Here is a 21,021-nt window from a genome sequence, read left to right on the forward strand (position 1 = left end):
GTGGGTTCCGCGTTCTCGTTGGGTGCGCTTGTGGTGGGTGGTGCGAGGTGGGGCCAGGCGCCGGGTAGGTCGGCGAGCTCGAACCGTGGCGAGGTGCTCTTTCGTGCGCTGGCGAGGGGCAGCCAGACCGCCTCGGCGGGACTCGGATGCGGCGTGTGGGGGTTGAGGAGGTCGGCTGCGGCGGTGGCGGCCGGCCGCGTCCACGTGCGCGGATTCTGGGTGATCCCGGCCCGGTGGTAGGTATTGAGGATCGCGGTGTCGAGCACCGCCCGCTCCGCGGCGACGATCTCGGTACCGAAGAGGACCGCAAGCACGGTGTGCAGGAACAGTGCTCGCCGGTTCACCGCGTCCTGAGGCGCTGTCCGCCGACCGTGGGGGCTGGTGTGGATGGGGAGGTCGAACGGGTTCAGCCGCACCCCGCGTGCGCCGAGATGCAGGTAGGTGCCGCCGACGACCGAGGCGAGGCGTGCGTACTCGTCTTCGGGGTCAATCACGAACGCCTGGACCCCCTCTGCGGCCCACCCGCTGCCGTCGTCGCCATCGTCAGCGTGGGGCGGCCGGATCCGGCGGTAGAGGCTGCGCAGGGTTTCGAGTTTGACGAGGTAGGACTTGCCGGCGCCGCTGCGGCCGAGGACGACGGAGTTGTAGTTGTCGCAGGCGAACCGATCCCAATGCACCAGCCCGGCCGAGCCGACGTTGTAGCCGTAGAGCACGCCCGACGGTGCGCTGCAGGTCGGGTCGGTCGGGGGTAGGTCTGGGGAGGTGAAGGGGTAGGCGGCGGCTACGGCCGCGGTGTCGAAGGTGCGCTTGAGCCCCAAGGGGTCCAGCCCCAGCGGCAACGTGGTGACCCATCCCTGCAAGGCCCGGTAGGTCGCGGGTTTGGCGTCGAGCAGCAACGATGCGCACAACGATCGCAGGGCGGACACGTCCTCGGTGAGGGTGTCTTCGTCCGGTGCGTGCACCGTCAAGTAGAGCCCGAACTTGAACAGGCGGCCTTCGCCGCGGGCGATGCGGCGGGACAGTGCGGCGGCGTCCTCGGCCGCGGCGTCGAGATCGGGGTCGTCGAGCCGGTCGGAGCGGGCGTTGTGCCGCCTGCTGGATTCCAGGCGGGCGCGTTGTTTCTTCAGTCCGCTGGCGGCTGTGGCGGGGTCGACCGGTTGGATGTGCACGGAGACGTCGAGGCGGGCGGGGTAGGTCAGCAGCGGGGCGAGCCAGCCGGGGTAGACCTCTTGGGGGTAACCGGTGACCCCGAAGGAGGCCACCCATTCGTTGCCGACCTCGAGATGCCGGGCGCCGACCGAGAGCGAGTCGGGGGTGAACGCCCCGGCGGAGGCGGACGTGCCGGGGGTGTGGGAACGAGTGCGGGTCATGGTGGTGGTTCACCTGTCTTCGTCGTCGGTGAGTTCGTCGTCGTAGTCCCAGTCCTCGTCATCGCGCAGCCACGGACCCGCCCCGGACGCGGCGGCGTGACGGGTGGGAACGGTGAACCGGACGCTGGGTGTCTCGGGCTCGCCCTCAGCGGGAGGGGACGTCGCCGAGCCGGAGCGGACGCGCGGGCTGCCGGTGGCGTCGTCGGGGCCGTAGAGGTCGGTGACGGTGGTGGTGCTGGTGATGACCTCGTCGGCCCCGGCCAGCGCGGCCGAGGGCGGGAGGTAGGTGTCGGGGTTGCACGCCGCGGCGAGCACCCCGGTGGCGGCCGACGCGTCCAGCGCGGTGACCACGACCCCCGCCGGGGACAGCAGCTCGACCGCTTCGTGCAGGCGACGTACCAGTCGTTGCTCGGCAGCGTGCCGCGCGGCGGTGTCGACCTCGGTCGGGGCGACACGGCGCCCCCACGGGACACGGGGTGGGGCGCCGGTGCCGGGCCCGGTGCGCACCGGCTCGCGCAACACGAGCAGCACCTGGCGCCGGAGCAGGTCAGTCTGGCCGGTGAGCTCGGCGAGGTAGTCGGCGTGGTCGCGCGCGGCGGCCTCCAGCGCCGGGTGGGGCAGGCCACCGGCGCGGTGGTGGAGTTCGGCGATCTGGGGAGTGAGGTCGAGCCGTTCGGCCCGTACCAGGATCTGCACCGGCGCCGTCAGTGAGTGCAGGTAGCGGGCGAAGGAGGCCACGAGTGCTTCCTGCTCGCCGGGGGTGCGCAAGCTGAAGTTCACCGTGGAGCAGGCGGCGATGACCGCGAGCCCATCCGCACCGAGGTCGACGACTCCGGTCTCGCTGACGCCGGTAGCGGGCAGCTCCAACGGGGCCGGGGCCACTCCCTCGGCGCGCGCTCGCTGCCCCGCACGGTGACCGCCCGCCCGGTCATCGGTGGTGTGGTCGTCGGTGAGCCAGGGCGGGGCGGCGCGCACGCCGTCCGGCGCGGCGACCCGACGGCGTGGGGCCAGGCGTTGCCGGATCGCGGCGAGCAGCAGCCGGTCGAGGGTCATGCCGTCGCGCTGCCCGAGCGCGAGCACCGCGACGCTGATGCCGACCGGCACCGCCACGATCAGGAACACCGGCAACGGCACGACGGGGTGGGTGAGGGTGTAGAGGCCGTAGAGCACGAGTCCGGCGATGCCGAGGATCGCCAACTGGCGGGCCGTCAACGGTCCGAGGACGCGGTCCGGGCGATCGACGTCGGCGGGAACGCGAACAGGATGGGACATGGCAGAGGTTCCCTTCGCTTACTTCCGGCGGCGGGGCAGATCCAGCGGGAGCCGGAGTTGCCTGCCTGCGGCCGGGCGCCGTGGCTTCGGCTCGGCGGGTGGCGGTGCGGGTTTGCGCTGCCGCTGAACACCGAGCGGCAAGGGGTATTGGCCGGAGGCCAGCGGACGGTTGCCGGTGTAGGCGTCCCGCGGGGGGCGGCGGTGCGCGCGAGCGGCCCGGTTGACCTGGCCCGAGGGCGTGAGCAGCCCCGGCCCGGTCTGCGGCGTCCTGGGCGGGGTGGTGCGGCCGGGGTCGGCGAGGTGGTCGGCCAGCGTGTGCCGCGTCGGGTGCGCGGGTGCGGGGCGCAGGTGGATGGGCAGCATTCCCGTGCTCGGTGCGACCAACGCGCGGGGCAGGCGTGCTGGGGGACGCGCGTGGCGGCTGATCCGTCCGTCAGGGGTGAGCAGACCCGGCTGGCGCACCGGGGGCGGCGCCGGGTGGCCGGCGGCGCGATCGTCGGCCAGACTCCGTCGCCCGGTGCGCTCGGCATCCCGTCGGACGGTGATCGGTAACCCGAGTTGGTCCTTCGGCAGCGCATTCGGCAGATCGTCCGGAGGTAGTGCCCGCGGGTTCGGACCGACCTTGGTCGTGTCGCCGCTGCGCGAGGTGGTGAACAGCGAGAGCTGACCGGGCCCCGGCCGAGGATCCGCGAACGGCGTGGTGCGTGCGGCCTCGTCCCACCCGCGCCGCGTCGTGCGGTTGCGGTGGGGGTTGCGGATGCGGCGCAGCGTCATCGGCAGCATGTACTGGCCCGAGCGCGTCACCGGAGGATCCGCTGGGGCACCACCGCCCCTACCGCCAGGCCGGCCGGGCCCACCGCCCCGGCCGCTGACGGTGCTCCCGAGCCCGCCGAGCAGCCCCATGGTCTTGTACGCGATGAGCCCCCGCACTACCGACCCGATGAGCGACCGGCCGCCCGAGCGTATCGGCGCCAGGCACCAGAATGGGATTTTGATCAGGATGTACATCAGCGCCAGGCACAGCAGCAGGTTCATCAGCCCGGAGAGGTTGGGGCCGAACACGGTGAACCCGCCGGGGACAAAGAACACCTTCAACGCTGTGACCAACGCCAGCGACTGCCCGATCTGGATGGCCAGCACGCCGCCGTAGGCTTTCCACCATGCCTGCGCGATCCCCTCGGTCTGGGGGAGGGCATGCCACATCAGCGCGATCGGGGCGGCGGCGATCAGCAGGACAGTCAGCATCACCCGCACGACGAACGTGATCAGCAAGATGATGATCATGATTGCGAGCGCGAGCCCGATGAAGATCAACCACAGGCCGCCGCCGTGCAGCGCGGACAGCACCATGTCGGTCAGTGCCGTCGACGCGGTGTTCGGGTCGAGGCCCTCGCCCATCACGGCCTGGGCGAGGGCGTTGGCCAGGTGGATGCCCTTGGTCGCCACGAACAGCGACAAGGTTCCCGCGAGGAAGCCGACCACGAGGCGTGGTGCGATCTCTTTGACCGTGTAGCGGGTCTGGAGGGTCTGGTAGCCCATCAGGATCATCCCCGCGACGAGCACGAGGATCACGTAGCCCGCGAGCAGCACGTGCCAGGACTCGGTCCACAACCCCGTCAGGTTCGGGATCGAGTCCGGCTCGGGTGTAGTCAGCAGGGTCTTGCCGAGCAGGTCCAGCAGCGGGTTGAGCGCGTCCTCCACGACGCCGCGGAAGAAGCTGTTGAGCGCGTTGGTGACACAGCCACCCAGGTGGAAGATGCCGCACTCTTCCTCCCCGTCGCCCTGCTGCCCGCTGGCCGGGAGAGCGCCCGGAGCGTTCGGGGCTGAGGGCGCCGGCTGCGGGATGCAGTTCGGACCCTCACACGGCGGCGTCTCCGGAGGAGTGGGGGACGGTGCGCCCGGGGGCACCTGACACGCGGGGTCGCCGGTACCCGGCACGCACCCGGGGTTCGGCGGCAGGGGCAGCGGGGGCGGCTGCTGCGGCGCAAGATCCCCCGCCGCGACAGCCGGGGCGCCCGGCACCGCAGAGGCGGAGACGACCAACCCGAGCACGCCGACCAGCACCGTGACGAGCACGGCCACGAGCCGGGACCGCCGCCCGCGCAGCCACCGCGGCCACGAGCGTGCCCGGGGGCACGGAGCGGGTGAGGTGGCGGGCGTGCCGGGGTGCGAAGACAGGTGTGTGGACATGATTCACACGCCGCCCACGATGCCTTTGAGGATTTCGACCACCAGCGGCGCGAGCGCGGCAAGACCGAATCCGATCCCTGCGGCCTTGAACGACCCTTTGGCCTTCTCGGTCTCGCCGGGGTCGCCGGAGGCCATCAGGTAGCGCAGTCCGCCGATGGTCAGGAACACCACCGCGACCCCGGCAAGGATCCCCATAATCCAGTTGCGGATGTTGTTCAAGACCTCATCGACGGTGCGGGCCAAGGCGACGATATGAACGGTCTCCGACGACGCGGCCGAGCCGGTCACCACCAGCGCGGCGGCGATCAGCACCAGCACCAGCAGCAGGCGTGAGCGACGCCTCCGACGTCGCAGGGCCGTCCGGCAGGAGACCCCGCGGGCCGCAGGAGAGGTGTGAGCGTCCCGACGTGTCGTGCCGCCGCATGCAGTGCGCTGGGGTCCCGGGGGCGGGGTGTTCGTGCCTGGGGTCGGCGGGGCCGTGCGGTGTCGCCGAGGGCGGGTGTCCGGGTGCGGGGGTGGGCGCAGCAGGGACCGAGCGTGGGGGTGGCGGTGAGTCAGTCGCATGATCGGGCCTCCCGAGTGGAGTCCGGCCGCGTGGCAGGCCGGGGCGAGCGGTGGTGCCGGGCCCGTGCGGGCAGTCGGGTCCCGCGTCCGCTAACTCCGGATTTCGCGGCCTCGGGGGACATCGGGCGGCGAAGTTTTTCCGCGAGTCGTGGCGCCACGCGGGTGACGCTGCGTAGTCGAACGCGGTGGGTGGAGGTCAAGTGGACGGCGGGGTGCGCGGGCGTCCGAGACGCCGTCGCCGAGCCCGCGCGTGGGGCGCAGGTGTCCGCCGTGGTCGGCGGTTCGTCCGTGGCGCGGGTCTGCTCGGCCAGGTAGGCGGCCAGCCGTTGCTCGGCGCGTTGTCGGGCTTTCTTGGCTGCCTCGTAGTGCTGCCCGCGGCATTCGGCTGCCTCGGTCAGTGACAGCTCGCCGAAGCGGGTGGAGCCGATCAGCGCAGCCTCATCAGTGGTGATCGCGCCGTCGTCGACAGCCGCGACGAGGACGAAGTCGGGATGCCCACTCGGGCGGTGCGGCTCGGCCGACCAGAAGCCGATCTTGCTGCTCGGGGGCGGGCTGTCCAGGGCCTCCCGCAGGGCGGCGTAGCCAGCGCGGTAGGCCGCCCAGCGCAACCGCACCAGGATCGCGGGACGGGCCAGGTCGACTTGGCAAAGTTCGCTGAGGAAGCCGTCGAGGACCGCGGCGTGAATGTCATGGACCTCGCCGCGGAAGCGGCGGGTCAGACGGGCCGCGATCGGCAGCAGCACCGGGAGCGCCAACCCGACACAGGCCACCGTCCAGGCCCCGCCCTCCGCGCGGGAGCGGGTGATCAATCGGGCCCAGGAGGCGTCGCGTGTGCCCTGGGGGCAGTCCTTGGCAAGCAGGAGCCGCCCGAGTTCATCCAGCCGCAGGGGGCGGGGTGGCAGGCCGGGAATGGTGCGGCCGTCGAGGGTGACCGGATGCGGGCCGGTCACCAGCCAGTCGAACGTGGTCCGCGCGGCATCGAAGACTCCCGGGTCGCCGTAGTACGCGGGGCCGCGGCGAGCGGAGAAAACACCGGCGTCCGGGTCGTTTTCCGGCAAGGACAAATCCATGGTCGGTTCTCCAGATGGGTGCGGGAATCGCAACACCACGAGGAAGCCATCCAGGGCGCATCACATGCGCACCAACAACGGCTCACCGGCGCCTCAGAATCATTTCACCAGCGCACCGAAAACATCCCGAACTTCTGGTATGTGAGCACTCAAACATCAGGCTGCGTGGGAGGTGTTGTCGTTCCGCCCGCTCCTTGCTGACCTTTGAAATACCCTCCGAGCTGCAGGGAAGAACTCTTGCCGGATGTTCGGTCAGGCAGCAGTGACGCACGCACCCCGCGGGAGGCTTGGCGTGTATCGCTCTCACGAGCCGCGACGGCGAAGAAATTCTTGTCTGGACATCGAGCCGACCACGTGGCTTCCTGGAGACACGACGCAGAACGCACGGTCCACTCTCGTTCCACTCCCGTCGAACCCCCTCGAATGCCTGATTCTGGTGATCGGAGTCCGCGGTGAACGTCTCGAATTTTTCGCCGACCCCGTGTCCCCGGGAGGCCGTTTTTTCGGAGTTAGTCAGCGACAGCGTGAACCCTGGCCAGCACCCCGCCGGCCGCCCTTGCCCCAGGAGGCATCTCATGACCCAGCGCTCGCAGCCCCCGGCCGACCGCCCACGGGCCCGCCGCGACGCCACCCGACCCCCGCGCACGCGCCGCACCGCGGACAGGGCGCCCTACCCCGGCGCCCCCGCACCAGCCTGGAGCACCCGCCAGACGACACGCTCGCGGCGCGCTGCGGCCACCACCCGGACCCGCGCGACGACCACGACCGCGCCGATCCCACCGATCCCGGCCACGGTCTGGTCGTGCGGGCCCGACCCCATCGACCCTCACGCCCACTGGCCGGTGCCGATTGTGGAAACAATCGTGGCAGCCTTCGCACCACCCGACGCTCGGGTGCAGTTGCTCCCATGGCCGACCCCGACCGAGGACTGCACGACCCCAGCTGGTCCGAGCGCGCCGGCGCAACCACGGGACGCGGACGAACTCACCGCCGCACGCGAGGCCGTCCGGGCACTCGGACACGACTGCGAGATCGCCCACCTCGCCACCGACCACGGCCCGCCGACGACAGCGACGCGACCGTTCTGGGCCGACCTCCTCACCGACCAGCCGCGCTCGACGCCCGGCATCACACTGCCGCCGTCGACCGCCCCAGCACACTCTGCCGAGACGGCAGCGGACATCGCACCCGGCGACGCGACCGCAACCGCCGAGCTCATCCTCACCGCCGTACCCGCACACCCTGCCGGCGATGGCTCGCTGGACCGGGTCGCGCTCGCCGCGGCCCGCCTGTTATCCGTCGGCGGCGTCCTCGCCATCTACACACACAGTGACTGGTATCACGGTCGGCTGGTCGATCCGACCGGGCCGATGGTCGCCGCCGGGCAGAACGCCGACCTGCTCTACCTCCAACACATCGTCGCGCTGCACACCCCCATCCGCGACGGCCACCTCCACACGGCCAGCACACCCACCGCGGAGACCGCGTACGCGCGCGCCCGACACCGCGCCAACGCCCGCGGCCTGCCGGCTCCCCACGCCCGCACGCACAGCGACGTGCTGGTCTTCGTCCAGCCGCACGGCCACCACACCGTGCTGCCCCCGGAGTCGGGCGGCGGCGAGGCCGACCCCGGCGATTCGACGGAGATCCGATGACGCGCCCTCCCGCGCGCCTCGACGCGCCTTTCCGCTCCACGACACACACCAGGACGAAAGACCGGTGCACCATGCCGCACACCCAGGCCAGCCCCACCATCACTGCCGCCGCTGACCCCGTGGCCGCCTGCGGCGGCATCGACGAGCTGACCATGCCCATCCCCCGCTCGGTCATCATCGCCCTCGACTCCGACCACCCCGGGCGCGAGCCGGCACCCCACCAGGCAGAGGCGAACCCGACTGACCCCGATACGCCGGACGCCACCCGCACTGGCCGGGCGGAGGACCTGCCGACCTCGGTCTGGGTGACCGCGCAGACCTCCCCGGCAGCGCAACGCAAGGGCCGTTTCGTGCCCGAGTCGACCGCACACCCGGCCAAGATGCTGCCCGCCGTGGCCGCGCACGCCGTACGCCACTACACCCGGCCCGGCGAGCTCGTGCTCGACCCGATGTGCGGCATCGGCACCACCCTGGTCGAAGCGATTGACGCCGGACGCCACGCCATCGGTGTGGAGTACGAACCGCACTGGGTGCAGGTGACGCGTGCGAACCTCGAGCTGGCCCGTGAACGCGGCCACCAGCACGACGGCGAGGTGATCACCGGAGACGCCCGACAACTCGACAGGCTGCTCCCGCCGAAGTACCTGGGCCAGGTGGCACTGGTCGTGACGTCCCCGCCCTACGGGCCCTCCCTGCACGGCCAGGTCAGCACAGCTGGCGACCCCGCCGGAGACGGGAAAGTGCACAAGTTCCACCATCGCTACGGCAACCATCTGGATCGCGGCAACCTGGCCAACATCGGTCATCACCGCCTGCTGGCCGGGTTCGCCCGCATCCTCGCCGCCTGCGTCCGCGTGCTCCGTCCCGGTGGGCACGTGGCCATCACCGTGCGACCGTGGCGAGAACACTCCGAACTGATCAACCTGCCCTCGCAGATCCTCGCCTGCGGTGTGGCTGCCGGACTCGTTCCGGTGGAGCGGTCCGTCGCGCTGCTGGCCCGCGTCGCGGACACCGAGCTCGTCGCGCGAGGTTCGTTCTTCCAGCGGGACTTCATCCGCAAACAACGCGAGGCCGGGCTGCCGCTACACCTAATCGCGCACGAAGATGTGATCGTTCTCCGCCGCTCGTTCGAGCCCGCGGGGCATCGACTGGCGTCGCCGTCCGACCGGACGCGCATGCCGAGTGGTAGCCGCGACAACGGTGCAGGCAAGCCTACCGCTCGGGGACGGGCAGCATGAGCACCCGCGTGCAGTGTCGCGACTGCGGCTGGGATCGCCGCTACCGGCGCCCCGCTGCGGCCCACCGCGCCGCCACCCGGCACCGCTGCCCGCCCCCGAGCGACCACCGCGCCCAGCCCACCCGCACGACCAGCGAAGCCGCCTAGCCGGAACGGTCCTCCGGAACCGGGCACACGGTCACACCTCCGGCCCACTCACCACCACCGAAGGGTCTCCGAGCCCGCCCCTCCACTCCACTGACGACACCACCCGATGCAGGTCCGGTTCCTCGCTCGCCAGCACCGCCCCTTGACCCGCACTTCTTGGAGAGAAGCACCATCATGCCCATTCCACATACCCCATGCTCGTCCCGCCCTACAGCCCGGCACTGGTGGCGCCGCGTACGCGGCTGGCTCACAGCCCGCCGCCCCAGCAGCTCCACCCCGACGATGGCCGAGCCAGTCCCGCCCCCATGCCACACCCCCACACCCGTCATGGAGGGCGACGAGCATCCCGCCCTGCGCGCATACAACGCCGGCGCCGCCCTGATCCGGCAGGGCTGGAACCTGCACCGCGCCCCGTACGGCTACCTGACCATGACCGTGTCCGGCACCCGCACGACCAGGGGCCGACTCCGCACCCGTCTGACCCCGGACCCGCGCCGAGCCTCGGTCGTACAGGACATCTTCTACTGGCGCGCTGTCACCGGCCTCGATATCGAGCAGATCACCCTGCGGTTGAACACCAACCCCCACCGCTACCCCCCACCCGGCCACACCCACACCTGGCAACCCGCAACCGTGACCGGTGTCCTCACCAACCTCAAATACACCGGATACCAAACCCTCCACACCCGTGACGAGAACGGTCGTTTCCGACCCGTCGAGGAATGGGTGCTCTCCGACGAGCCCGCCCACCGCGCCCTGATCACCACCGCCCTGTTCTGGGCCGCACAAAACCCCACCACCGACACCCGGCGCGCGCTGCGGCATCGCCTGCTCGCCCAGCCACGTGACCTCGTCGCATAACCCGGAGGGGGTGCCACAGTCCGATGGACACCACACGCTCGGCACCGCGCCACCCCGCCCGCCGTGCCGGTTCGGCTCGGCACGTCAGCGAGCCGCCCACTGGGCCGCTGAGCGCCCGGCCGGACAGTCCTGGCCCCAGCACACCCGCCACCCGCCCGACGGGGCACCGGGGACACCGCCGAGAACCCAACCGTCACCCCAAGCCCGACACCGCCAGGTCCGGGCAGCAGGGATCCGCGATCCCCGATCTCGAGCACCTCACCAGCCACACGCGCGCGGACGCCACACCACCGCCACCGTGGTCGCGTGAGGGTCTGTACGCGCTGGGCGTCACGACCGACCTGCTGACCGCCGCCCGCGTGCTCCGCATCGGCCGGACCAAGGCATACCAGCTCGCGAGGTCCGGTGACTTCCCGGTCCCAACCACCCGCATCGGCCGTCGGTACGTCGTCGCCGTCGCGCACCTTGTCGAGTTTCTCGGGCTGGACGAAAGAGCCTCGTCCTAGCGGCTGGCTCTCTGACCGCACACGAGCGTCCATATCTGCTGCCCACAGCAACCAGCGGATTGGACGAGAGGAACATCCACGATGGCCCGACACACCTCGAAACGGATCAAAGGCCGTACCTACAAACGCTGCGCCTGCGTCGACCCCGCCACCGACAAAAGGCTTGGCACCAAGTGCCCCACACTCAAGCGCCCCAACGGCACATGGAGCGCGACGCACGGCAGCTGGTGCTACCAAGCCGAACTCCCCCGCCGCGCCGACGGCACACGCCGCCCACTCCGCGTCGGCGGGTTCCCCGGGCAGACCGAAGCACAAGCCGCACTGGACCATGTCGCCGCACTGGTCCAGCTCGGCGAGGAACGCGGCCCCGCCGAGCTGACCCTCGTCGGAGATCTCATCGAGAACGCGCGCCGCGCCAACGAGCCCCTCCCCGCCCCGGAGGAGGTCACCAAACGCCTGGACATCGGCCGCGACCCGGACGGCATGCCCACCGTCGCCGACTGGCTGGAAAACTGGATCGACAGTCGCAAAAAGATCCGGGGCGCCACCGACCGCTCCTACCGCGGGCACATCCGGCTCTGGCTCACCCCGCACCTCGGGCACTACCGCCTCGACGAGCTCACCATCGACCACATCTCCCGCATGTTCGACGCGATGGCCGAACGCAACGACCGCATCATCGAAGCCCGCGCCAGCAGCGACCCGACGGTGCAGGCCAGCGTCCGGGGCATGCGCCTCATGAGCGCAGCCACCATGCAGCGCTACCGCGCCACCCTCCGCGCCGCGCTCAACGCCGCCATCCGCGCCAAACGAGGCCGCAAAGCCATCCCGCTGATCACCTTCAACCCCGCCTCCTACGTCGAACTGCCCTCCGGCAAACGCCCCAAGGCGCTGCTGTGGACCCCAGCGCGAGTTCGCCGCTGGGAGGAGACCAACGAGAAGCCATCCCGGGTGATGGTGTGGCTGCCCGAGCAGGTCGGCGAGTTCCTCGACCATGCCTACGGGCACCCCTACTACCCGATCTACCACCTCATCGCCTACCGCGGGCTCCGCCGCGGCGAAGCGTGCGGCCTCTCGTGGTGGGAAACCGACCTGGAAGCCCAAGAGATGACCATCTCCGCCGCACTGGTCCAGATCGGATGGAAAGCCGAGTTCGGCGAACCCAAATCCGAAGCCTCCGGCCGGATCGTGGCCTTGGACAACGCGAGCACCGAGACACTCCGCGAACACCGGCAGCACCAAAACCAGCTGCGCCGCGCGGCAGGAGACGCCTGGCAAGAGACCGGCCTCGTGGTCACCAACCCCGACGGCAGCCCGGTACACCCCGCCAAGGTCACCGACGCCTTCTACGAACTCGCCGAAGCCGCCGGACTCCCACCCATCCGGCTGCACGACCTCCGCCACGCCGCCGCCACCATCGCCCTCGCCGCCGGAGCCAGCCTGAAAGAAGTCCAGGCACTGCTCGGACACTCCAGCATCACCATCACCGCCGACACCTACACCCACATCCTGCCCGACCTCGCCCGCGACACCGCCGAAGCCACCGCAGCACTCGTCCCGCGCAAGCCCCGCCAGCAGCCCGCCTTCTAAGCAGCACGCCCTCCCCCGGCCAGTGCACATGCGCGGCCCCTGATTGGCCGGGCACATTCTTCTTTGCTCCCCAAACACAGGGCACCACCAGTACATGATCAATTACTTGCTGCTATCTTCTTCGCTCGCACGTTCGACGAAGGTTGCGCGGCGATGCCTGGTGGGCCGCGTTGGCTCGAAGGGGTGGATGATGAGAAGTTGCCGTGCTGTGGTCGGCATCGACTACGGGACTTACGGGACCGCAGCGGCGTGGGCGCCGTTCAAGCAGGGGCAGCCAGATCCAGGCCGCATCACGCTATTCGAGCAGTGGCCGGGTAGCCGGATCGGGGTAGACGTCAAGACGATGACGGCCCTCTTGGTCAAGGACGACCGCGAGATTCTGGCCTGGGGGCACTCCGCCGTGCAGCAGGCGCCCAGCTCACGTGCCGGGCGCCCAGGCAGCCCGGTCCGCTTGGTGCACGGCTTCAAGATGTCCCTCGCACCCAGGCCGTACCCTGGGGCGACCTCGCACTCCGAGATCGGTCTCGCCGACAATGAGGCACATCCCGAACGCCTGATCACTGGATTCCTGCGGCACGTGTATCAGACCCTGCTCGCCGAGCTGCGAGCCCACCTACCTGACCTGGAAGAAAACGAAATTCGTTGGTGCGTCACCGTCCCTGCCATGTGGGGTGACCGCGAGAAGCAGATCATGCGCGACGCCGCACACGCTGCGGGATTCCCGCGCACAGAAGGCTGCTTGCTGTTGGCGTTGGAGCCGGACGCTGCCGCGCACAATGCCCAGGTGTCTGGCGTCCAGTACGTCGGGGCTGAGCACCCCGGGCGTCGGGGCAGCTTGGATGGCGTGTCGCGGTTCATGGTCGTCGATTGCGGCGGCGGGACCATTGATATCACTTGCTACACCATCGACGGCAACGGCTACCTGGTCGAGATCGATCGTGAAGGAATTGCTCAGGGCTCGCTTTACGTCAACCGCGCGCTCCGGGACCTGGTGCTGGTCCCCAAGCTGGGTGGCCAGGAAGAATACCGCCGCCTGGAACAGGTAGCCCCACATGCGCTGGAGGAATTGCTGCGAGACTGGGAAATCAAGAAAGGACGGGTCACCCCAGACAGTACCGACCACATCTGGTTGGACCTCAAGATGAGTTTGGCCAAACATCTGTCTGACGAGGTGACCGAACGGCTCGACGCCAGTCAGGATGGCGACGATGAGAACATCTGGATCACCGCTGACGAAGCACGTTCAGCGTTCGACGCCGTGATCCCGGACATCCTCGAACTCGTCGACCGCAAGCTCGCCGACCTGACCCGGCTCACGACCGCGGCCGACAAACCCGACCTCGTCCTGCTCGCCGGTGGCTTCGCCCAATCCCGTTATCTCCGCCATCGCCTTCGCGAGTACCTCCGTGGCCGTGCGGTCGTAGCCGTGACACCCCAGCCGCAGGTCGACGTGGTCGAAGGCGCTGTGAGGTTCGCCTACAACCCGAAGGTCCGCGCCCGACGCTCGCAGTACACCTATGGCACGGAGATCTGTGCGCCGTTTGAGCACGGAACTGATCCTCTGGGCAAGCTGTACCGATCGGGGATGGGTAAGGAGCTCTGCCGGGACCGTTTCGACGTGTTCGTCAACGCCGGTGACATCGTCCCGGTAGACAAACCGACGGTGCTCGAATTCGTGCCTGTGGAGCGCACCGACGATGCTATGACGTTCACCTTCTATCGCACTAAGGAACGTGAGCCTCGGTATGTCGACAATGAGGGCTGTGAGGAGTTCGCCACCTGCGACCTCACGATCGACCTTACCGAGGCTATGCATCTCGAACTGGAGAAGCGCAGTGTCACCCTCCACGTCAGCTTCGGTGAAACTGAGTTGCGTGTGCGCGCAGTCCTTGACGCCACAGGTGAAGAATACCCGACCACGCTGAAGTTCAGCACGCGCTGACCGGCCATCGGCCATTACACGGCACCACGACAGGAAGCGCATGCCAGCATTCATGAGAACTGCACTCGAAAACGCGTTGGCCCGGTGGGGACGCCGTCGCCGCGTCCCCTCGGCTGACGGCGAATCCGAGGTACTCTCTCTCGAGCCAGGCGCCAGCGCGGCAGCTCCGCCACGGCTGCCAACAACCCTACCGCCGTTGTCCGTACGCTTGCCTAGCGACGAAGGCACGGACCCGGTCGCTTGTGGCCTCAGGACAACAAGCACTCAAGAGGCCGCCGAACGCTTGGACATCGTGCAGCAGTTCCGCGAGTTGAACACCGTGACCGAACGGTTCGCACGAGCTCACCGTCGCTCACAAGGCCTGGACCAGCGTGGAGAACAGGTCGCGTGCCTCATGTCCACGATCGTGCGCGCCGCGTTCAATCATCAGGACGCCCCAGATCGAGCCGTCCGTACACGTCTCGGCCTTGACCTTTCCGCCGACCTGCCGGAGTTGCATGACTTCGTCCGGCTGCTAGAAGAACTTCAAGACCGAATCCGCAACGGAACCGGCATGTCCTGGGACCTCGCAGCGCGCACCGGCGGTCAGCTCGACCCCACATGGCAAGAACCGTGGAAGACTTCCATCCCAGACGCACCGATCCGGCTCGTCGTGTTCCCCGCGTTGCGCGGCCCTAGCGGCAAGGTACTAGTCAAGCAGCAGGTCTACACGGTCGGACTGCGCGCTCACCGGGACGGAGCGAGCCGGTGACGATCGCGATCGTGACTCGCCGCTCCCGACACCAGACAGCCGCGGTCGATCACGACAACGGGGCGTCCCGTTCGATCGAGCGGTCTCAGCCCGAACCACCGGGTTCGGTGTTCGCGTATCGGGCTTTAGGGTCCAGTACATGGCGGCTGACCAAGAGCAACCGAATGAGCCTGACCGCGAACCAGTTATCGTGCGGGTCGCGCGGATGGTGCGTGCCGCTCGTCGGCATCCGGCGGCGTTCACGAGGGCGTTCGCAGAGGCCACCGTGTACTGCCAACGTCCCGTCTCTCCAGGGGTGCTGGTCTCGGAGGTGTCTGATCGGGGGCGGTGGGTGCTGGTGTTCTCGACACGAGAGCGACTGGGACGTTTCGCCGGGCCGTGTGAATGGCAGGCGATGAGCGGCGCCGATCTGTTGGCGCAGCTTCCTGATGATGTCGGGGTCATGCTGGATGCTCAGGACGAGCATGCCATGCCCGTGCTACCTGCGGCGGTCAGCCAGGAACAGGACTCGCGACCCACCCCGAGGACTCGCCCATCCGGGTGAGTTTCACCGTTAGCGACACTGTACTTACCTCACGCACCTACCCTAGGCGCGTCTCATCGAGGGCTACCGGGGAGAGGAGTGCGCGGTGAGCGGTGGCTATGTCGTCAACGTGGAGGCGTTGCAGATCGCCTCACGAGGGATCGCGGAATCGGTCCGGGACCTGGAACCTGGCGTGGTGCGGGGGCTGTGCGGCGAGCCGGAGCAGTACGGACACGAGGGGGTGCATGCCGCGTTCGCCGAGTTCTGCGAGCGGTGGGACTACGGGGTCGAGGTGCTGGTCGATGACACTGACGGCATGTGCGAGGCGCTAGATCACGCGGTGCTCGCCTATGTCGAGGGTGATCAGGTCGCGGCCGAGCCGCTGGCGCAGGCCCAGCGGGCGCTGGGTGGGTCGTGATGGCCGAGCTCGGCCACACGTCGGATCCGACAGCGCTGATCCCCGGCAATCCGGAGGCGATCGAGGAGAACGTCATCGCCGTGCGCGGCCGCGGGCGCAGCCTCGAAGCCGCGGGTGGCGGACTCGGGCTGATCGATACCGGCGCGTGGGAAGGTGACGCGGGCACGCGGTTTCGGGAGAAGTTCTCCTACGAGCCCCCGAAGTGGCTTCGGGCCGCCGATGCGTTTGAGGCGACGGCCGCGGCGCTGGAGGGCTATGCGGACACGCTGCGCTGGGCGCAACGCCAAGCCCAGGAGGCGATTGCCCGCTGGGAACAGGGTGAGCAGGCCACGCAGCAGGCTCGGGCACGGCATGACGCCGCCGTAGCCCAGGCGACCGCGCAGAACCAGGCCAACGCAGCCCACGGCAACCCAACCGTGCTCAAGATCGCCCCCTTCGTCGATCCCGGCGAGCAGCACCGCGAGGCCGCCCGCGCCATCCTGCATCGGGCACGCCAGCAGCTCACCGAGGCGGGCGACGTCGCCGCTGGTGCGATCCGGGTGCAGAACGAGCAGGCACCGGACGAGCCGGGCTGGCTGGAGGACGTCGGCGGGTTCCTCGGCGAGGTCGGGATCGGCGTGTGGGAAGGCATCAAGGGCATGGGTGAGCTGGTCGTCACCTACAGCCCGACTCGGCTGCTCTACGACTCCGAAGGCTGGGTCAATGACACCCGCACCCTCGCCCAGGGGCTGGTCGCAGCCGGGCAGAATCCGATCGAGTTCGGCAAAGCCCTCATCGACTGGGACACGTGGAGCAAAAGTCCCGGCCGCGCGATCGGGCACCTCGTCCCCGACCTGGCGATCAGCCTGGCCACTGCCGGAGCGGGCGGTGTTGCCGCCCGTGCTGGCAAGGGCGGGCTCAAAGCTGCCGACGAGATGGCCGACCCCGGTAAAGGCGCCGACGAGATCGCCGACACCGCCAAGGTCGCGGATGAGGCCCCCACCCCGCCTGGGGATGGTCCGGTGACGTTCCGGCCCCCGCCCAACGCGACCCCGGAAGAGGTCGCGCAGGTCCAACGGTATGTCGAAGCGTGCGAGCGAGCACGCGAAGCAGGGGCGCTGTCCGACACGGGACGGGTATCCACCGCGGGCGAGCTTCGAGAAGCGGCCAGCGAGGCCGCCCGGGCCGAACGGCTCGCCGCCAAGGAAGCCGGACAGCCCTACAGCGGGCACGTCGGGCACGCCCCGGACACCACTTGGACCGGCAAACCCGACGCGTTCGAATGGCACGACCAAACACCCCGGGTGAATTCGTCATTAGGAGCGCAGGCCAGACGCTATCCCGTCGGCCACCAACCATCCAATTTCGAATTCGAAGGCCCATAGTATACTGCACCCGAAGCAGCACACGTACGGAAATTGAGGTTGTTCGATGGCCGATGACTGGGCCGAGCTGATTGGGCACTCCGTGCTGCTGCGCCAGCAGCTACACGACACCAACCCTCAGCTGCACCCCTACACCATTCCCCGCCTGGCCGCCACAACCGAACAACTAGCCGAGGCCGAACGCCACCTCGGCCACGACCTGGACCCTCTGCATCGTGAACTCCTCGCCCACGGAAACGGATGGGAACACTTCCGTGTATACGCCCACCTGCTCAGCACGGACGAACTCGGGACGAGCGAGAATTGGCGACAAGGAAACGATCTGCTCGACATCTTCTATCAGGACGGTGTTGTCGCCGAGGATTTCCCGCGACGTGACGATATCTATCTCATCGTCGCCAACCCTGCCGAGGTCGAGGACCTGTTCGTGATCTGGCGTGCGGGTCCCGTATCCCCGGCCGGTGGCAGGCCGGTGCTGTGGCTGGCAGGCGAGGAAGTCGAGCGTTACCCGGACACGCGGGAGTTCCTGCTCTCCACCAATCAGTACCTGAAGAACAAACTCGCCTCGACCCAGACATGAAGGCGACGACACCGAAACGCTGCTGCTCGACCGACGCGAATCGAATACACACGGGTGAACGACACTGCCGCCCGTCCAGCTTGCCGCTGCGGCTGCTGAGGCGAGCGGAGTCTGCCTTGCGGTCGACGAAGCTGCACCGGCTAGGACAGGATGTGCTCGTCGCCTCTTACGACGTTCTCACTGGCCGGGACTCGGCGGGCAAGGCGGCTCTCGTTCGCACGAAGCGGTCGCACGCTGCCCACGACCGCCAGCGGACGACGCCAACGGTGAGGGCCCGTGACCCGCCGGACTAATACGTACCGTCATAACCCCGACGATCAGCTACTCCGGAAATCCCGCTGCAAGAAACATCTCATAGTGTTGATTGAGCGCACGTTGCAGATGTATTAGCAGAAATGCTTACCAGTAGCAGTTTTTATGCATGCTCTTGATTGTGTGGCATCTGAGGAATTTCATTTGTCCAGCCAGCCAGAGAAGCCGCGATCCCGCAGCGGCACGACCGCCGTCGACGGCGCGAGTTGTGCAGCCAACGACGAAAGCAACTCCGGTGGCGATGTCGGCGAGAGTATAGGAGCGAGGTGTAATGGACGGGGCTGATCAGGATGGATCGTTAACCTCCGTTGAACGTCACCTGGTCGGCAGCGTTGAGAACGGCGTCCTGCTTGACCTCGCCGACGGCTGGCCGATCGACGAGTCGGCTATGCGGTCTTGGGACGGCTCCCGCGCAGTGCGTGCTTCGGTAATCCGTAACATTGTGCGTGGACTCCTCGCGGCCGATCCCGACCCGTGCGGAATACGGCTTCGTGGAGCCCAGGTCACCGGTCGGCTGGACTTGGCGGACATCACCAGTGCCGTCGCTGTCGAACTCCTTGACTGTTTGCTTACCGACGGCGTGAATGTCAAGGACGCCAGCCTCACGAATCTCACCCTGAAAGGATGCCACCTGGAACAGGTCAGCGCACCAGCCTTGGAGGCTGACCGGCTCACCGCGGCGGTGCTTCGTCTTCACTGCACAACCGCGACCGCTCACACCGCACTTGGTGCCGTGACTCTCCGCGGCGCGCATGTCGGCCTCCTGGACTGCCGTGGCGCGCACCTGTACAATGACGCGGGCCCAGCCTTGCGTGCCGAGCACCTTTGCGTCACCCAGACAGTCGACTTGCGCGAAGGATTCCATGCCATCGGAACCGGTGACGGGGGCACAGTCCGCCTTGTCGGTGCTCACATCAGCGGTCAACTGGAATGTGACGGGGCACACCTGCGCAATGACTCCGGTCCGGCTCTCGTTGCCGACTGGTTACACGTCGAGCAGTCCGTGTTCTTCCGCAACGGATTCACCGCGACCGCATCCAGCGAGATGGGCGCAATCCGGCTCGCGCAGGCGCTCCTTGGCGACCTGGACTGCCGCGGCGCGCACCTGCGCAACGATGCCGGTCCGGCCCTCGCCGCCGACGGGTTGCGCGTTGAGCTGGCCGTGTTTCTTTTCGGCGCTATTCTCGTCGGAGCCGGCACAAACGGCACGGTCCGCCTGGTTGGTGCCCATATCAGCGGCCAACTGTCCTGTAGTGACGCACAGCTGCACAATGACTCCGGTCCCGCTCTCCTTGCCGACAAGCTGCGCGTGGACCAATCCGTATTTCTCGACAGGACCTTCAAAGCCAGGGGAAACGGTAAACGCGGTGCGATCTCCCTTCGCGCGGCGCACGTCGACAGTCTGGACTGCCGTGGCGCCCATCTGCGCAACGATGCTGGTCCCGCCCTGCAGGCCGAGGGCCTCCAGGTAACGCGGGAGGTGTACCTCCACGAGGGGTTCAAGGCTGTCGGCTCCGGGGACGGCGTCGCAGTAGATCTTCGCGGGACGCGGATCGGTGGTGCTCTCAGCTTCGATCCGGCCCGCCTGGAACATCAGTCTGACCGGCAAGCCCGCCTCCGCGTGGATGGACTTACCTACGCCGGTCTGCCGCAGAAGGTATCTGTCACCGCGTGGCTTGACTTGTTGCGGGACGGCACACCCGACTACGCTGCTCAGCCATACCAGCACTTCGCCACCGCTCACCGCGCCGCCGGTCACGACACCGAAGCCCGCAAGATCCTCATGACCCAGCGTCGCGACCAACTCGATCGCTATGCCCTAACCGGACACACCGCCCGAGGGTGGGCACGCCTTACCGGGTGGCTCCTTGGCTACGGCTACCAACCTGGGCGGGCTCTCATCTGGCTGGTCGCCACTATCATCACGGCTGTCATCCTCACTGTCTGCCTCGGCAGCCATGGTGGTCTGGTCCAAGCCCGTATGCCAGCCACTTCACCCGCACCGACCGCGTGCACCCTGGTCGAACAGATCGGCGTCGGCCTCGACCTAGGCACGCCACTGATCACCACCGGCGCCCGCGCCAGCTGCGACACCACCAATACCACCACTGGTCAAGTCCTTACCATCAGCATCTGGACGTTACAGCTGTTCGCCTGGGTGTTCGCCACCCTATTCATCGCCGGATTCACCAGAGCCGTCCGCAAAACCTGATGCCGCAAAGCGGCCGGTACGCGGCGGCATTTACTGTGATGATTCAGACACCTCATGGTCGTTCATAGATGAGCCAAGGTTCCCCGTAACCGGAGGAAACCTTCTGGCGGGCCGACACCGGTTGGGGACCACGCTCTCAGTCGCCGGTTGAGCTTCGGACAGCTGAGCGCTTCCAACGGCCGATGTCAGCGGGTTCCAGGCCGGACGGTCCCGACGGCGCCCGTCAGGCCTGGAGTGGAATATCTAAGCGGACGTGCCCGTCACGTTGCACGCTGGTCAGACAACCCACCCGGTAGTTGTCAAGTCAAATGGAGTCTGCCCTGGTTGTCGTGTCTCGGTCGCCGTGCACGACCTCGGTTGATCCGATGGTGGCCGGTTACGGATTGGATCAGTACTGGGCTGCGTGGTCGGCCGGGAGCGCTATGGTCGGATACAGTGCTTACACGCCGGAGGGGAG

Annotated in this window: 17 protein-coding genes and 1 pseudogene; 12 read left to right on the plus strand and 6 right to left on the minus strand. The window is 68.4% G+C overall.

Annotated elements, in window-relative coordinates; genetic code table 11:
- Nucleotides 1-188: 188 nt before the first annotated feature.
- From KOI47_RS33130 to KOI47_RS33155, 6 genes and pseudogenes are all read right to left on the minus strand, one after another.
- Nucleotides 189-1,370 (minus strand): annotated as a pseudogene (locus tag KOI47_RS33130) (VirB4 family type IV secretion system protein); the annotation flags it as partial.
- 9 nt (nucleotides 1,371-1,379) lie between these two features.
- Complete coding sequence (locus tag KOI47_RS33135) at nucleotides 1,380-2,642, minus strand: PrgI family protein (protein ID WP_216211139.1); 1,263 nt, start codon at nucleotides 2,640-2,642, stop codon at nucleotides 1,380-1,382.
- 18 nt (nucleotides 2,643-2,660) lie between these two features.
- Nucleotides 2,661-4,706: a hypothetical protein gene (locus KOI47_RS33140; RefSeq protein ID WP_232376419.1), complete on the minus strand. Its 2,046-nt coding sequence runs from the start codon at nucleotides 4,704-4,706 to the stop codon at nucleotides 2,661-2,663.
- A 129-nt stretch (nucleotides 4,707-4,835) separates the two neighbouring features.
- Nucleotides 4,836-5,150: an Mbov_0395 family pilin-like conjugal transfer protein gene (locus KOI47_RS33145; protein WP_408629875.1), complete on the minus strand. Its 315-nt coding sequence runs from the start codon at nucleotides 5,148-5,150 to the stop codon at nucleotides 4,836-4,838.
- Between the two features lie 236 nt (nucleotides 5,151-5,386).
- Entirely contained in the window at nucleotides 5,387-6,466 is a 1,080-nt protein-coding gene (locus KOI47_RS33150; RefSeq protein ID WP_216211142.1) for a sigma-70 family RNA polymerase sigma factor, read from the minus strand.
- 670 nt (nucleotides 6,467-7,136) lie between these two features.
- Nucleotides 7,137-7,286 (minus strand): hypothetical protein, encoded by a 150-nt coding sequence (locus tag KOI47_RS33155; RefSeq protein ID WP_216211147.1) that lies wholly within the window; start codon nucleotides 7,284-7,286, stop codon nucleotides 7,137-7,139.
- A gap of 43 nt (nucleotides 7,287-7,329) precedes the next feature.
- Here KOI47_RS33155 and KOI47_RS33160 point away from each other — a divergent pair, with 43 nt between their 5' ends.
- From KOI47_RS33160 to KOI47_RS33215, 12 genes are all read left to right on the plus strand, one after another.
- On the plus strand, nucleotides 7,330-8,121 hold the full coding sequence (locus KOI47_RS33160) for a hypothetical protein (protein WP_216211150.1): 792 nt from the start codon (nucleotides 7,330-7,332) through the stop codon (nucleotides 8,119-8,121).
- 71 nt (nucleotides 8,122-8,192) lie between these two features.
- Nucleotides 8,193-9,359, plus strand: coding sequence for a TRM11 family SAM-dependent methyltransferase (locus KOI47_RS33165; RefSeq protein ID WP_408629967.1), 1,167 nt, complete (start codon nucleotides 8,193-8,195; stop codon nucleotides 9,357-9,359).
- A 473-nt stretch (nucleotides 9,360-9,832) separates the two neighbouring features.
- Complete coding sequence (locus KOI47_RS33170; RefSeq protein ID WP_216211155.1) at nucleotides 9,833-10,366, plus strand: recombinase family protein; 534 nt, start codon at nucleotides 9,833-9,835, stop codon at nucleotides 10,364-10,366.
- Between the two features lie 23 nt (nucleotides 10,367-10,389).
- Complete coding sequence (locus KOI47_RS33175; RefSeq protein WP_216211158.1) at nucleotides 10,390-10,872, plus strand: helix-turn-helix domain-containing protein; 483 nt, start codon at nucleotides 10,390-10,392, stop codon at nucleotides 10,870-10,872.
- An 81-nt stretch (nucleotides 10,873-10,953) separates the two neighbouring features.
- The gene (locus KOI47_RS33180; protein ID WP_216211161.1) at nucleotides 10,954-12,462 is read left to right on the plus strand and encodes a tyrosine-type recombinase/integrase; all 1,509 of its coding nucleotides are present in this window, start codon (nucleotides 10,954-10,956) and stop codon (nucleotides 12,460-12,462) included.
- Nucleotides 12,463-12,670: 208 nt separating this feature from the next.
- Nucleotides 12,671-14,404 (plus strand): acetate and sugar kinases/Hsc70/actin family protein, encoded by a 1,734-nt coding sequence (locus KOI47_RS33185; RefSeq protein WP_216211164.1) that lies wholly within the window; start codon nucleotides 12,671-12,673, stop codon nucleotides 14,402-14,404.
- A 283-nt stretch (nucleotides 14,405-14,687) separates the two neighbouring features.
- Complete coding sequence (locus KOI47_RS33190) at nucleotides 14,688-15,155, plus strand: hypothetical protein (protein WP_216211167.1); 468 nt, start codon at nucleotides 14,688-14,690, stop codon at nucleotides 15,153-15,155.
- A gap of 205 nt (nucleotides 15,156-15,360) precedes the next feature.
- Nucleotides 15,361-15,699, plus strand: a complete 339-nt coding sequence (locus KOI47_RS36585; protein WP_408629968.1) for an SseB family protein — start codon at nucleotides 15,361-15,363, stop codon at nucleotides 15,697-15,699.
- An 85-nt stretch (nucleotides 15,700-15,784) separates the two neighbouring features.
- Nucleotides 15,785-16,096: a hypothetical protein gene (locus KOI47_RS33200; RefSeq protein ID WP_216211173.1), complete on the plus strand. Its 312-nt coding sequence runs from the start codon at nucleotides 15,785-15,787 to the stop codon at nucleotides 16,094-16,096.
- A complete protein-coding gene (locus KOI47_RS33205; protein WP_216211176.1) occupies nucleotides 16,096-17,460 on the plus strand; it encodes a putative T7SS-secreted protein in 1,365 nt (454 codons plus the stop codon). The genes KOI47_RS33200 and KOI47_RS33205 overlap by 1 nt, the downstream gene beginning before the upstream one ends.
- 46 nt (nucleotides 17,461-17,506) lie before the next feature.
- Nucleotides 17,507-18,040, plus strand: a complete 534-nt coding sequence (locus KOI47_RS33210; RefSeq protein WP_216211179.1) for an SMI1/KNR4 family protein — start codon at nucleotides 17,507-17,509, stop codon at nucleotides 18,038-18,040.
- A gap of 583 nt (nucleotides 18,041-18,623) precedes the next feature.
- Entirely contained in the window at nucleotides 18,624-20,564 is a 1,941-nt protein-coding gene (locus KOI47_RS33215; RefSeq protein WP_216211182.1) for a hypothetical protein, read from the plus strand.
- Nucleotides 20,565-21,021: the final 457 nt, after the last annotated feature.

Origin of the sequence: Amycolatopsis aidingensis, from assembly GCF_018885265.1 — a bacterium.
In the GTDB taxonomy this organism is placed as follows: Bacteria; Actinomycetota; Actinomycetes; order Mycobacteriales; family Pseudonocardiaceae; genus Amycolatopsis; species Amycolatopsis aidingensis.

Excerpts from the sequence above, each read along its gene's own strand:
- KOI47_RS33165 (WP_408629967.1), top strand. The coding sequence starts at position 8,193 with ATGCCGCACACCCAGGCCAGCCCCACCATCACTGCCGCCGCTGACCCC.
- KOI47_RS33215 (WP_216211182.1), top strand. The coding sequence starts at position 18,624 with ATGGACGGGGCTGATCAGGATGGATCGTTAACCTCCGTTGAACGTCAC.
- KOI47_RS33210 (WP_216211179.1), top strand. The coding sequence starts at position 17,507 with ATGGCCGATGACTGGGCCGAGCTGATTGGGCACTCCGTGCTGCTGCGC.
- KOI47_RS33155 (WP_216211147.1), bottom strand. The coding sequence starts at position 7,286 with ATGGGGTCGGGCCCGCACGACCAGACCGTGGCCGGGATCGGTGGGATC.
- KOI47_RS33180 (WP_216211161.1), top strand. The coding sequence starts at position 10,954 with ATGGCCCGACACACCTCGAAACGGATCAAAGGCCGTACCTACAAACGC.
- KOI47_RS33150 (WP_216211142.1), bottom strand. The coding sequence starts at position 6,466 with ATGGATTTGTCCTTGCCGGAAAACGACCCGGACGCCGGTGTTTTCTCC.
- KOI47_RS33170 (WP_216211155.1), top strand. The coding sequence starts at position 9,833 with ATGGAGGGCGACGAGCATCCCGCCCTGCGCGCATACAACGCCGGCGCC.
- KOI47_RS33205 (WP_216211176.1), top strand. The coding sequence starts at position 16,096 with ATGGCCGAGCTCGGCCACACGTCGGATCCGACAGCGCTGATCCCCGGC.
- KOI47_RS33175 (WP_216211158.1), top strand. The coding sequence starts at position 10,390 with ATGGACACCACACGCTCGGCACCGCGCCACCCCGCCCGCCGTGCCGGT.
- KOI47_RS33135 (WP_216211139.1), bottom strand. The coding sequence starts at position 2,642 with ATGTCCCATCCTGTTCGCGTTCCCGCCGACGTCGATCGCCCGGACCGC.
- KOI47_RS36585 (WP_408629968.1), top strand. The coding sequence starts at position 15,361 with ATGGTGCGTGCCGCTCGTCGGCATCCGGCGGCGTTCACGAGGGCGTTC.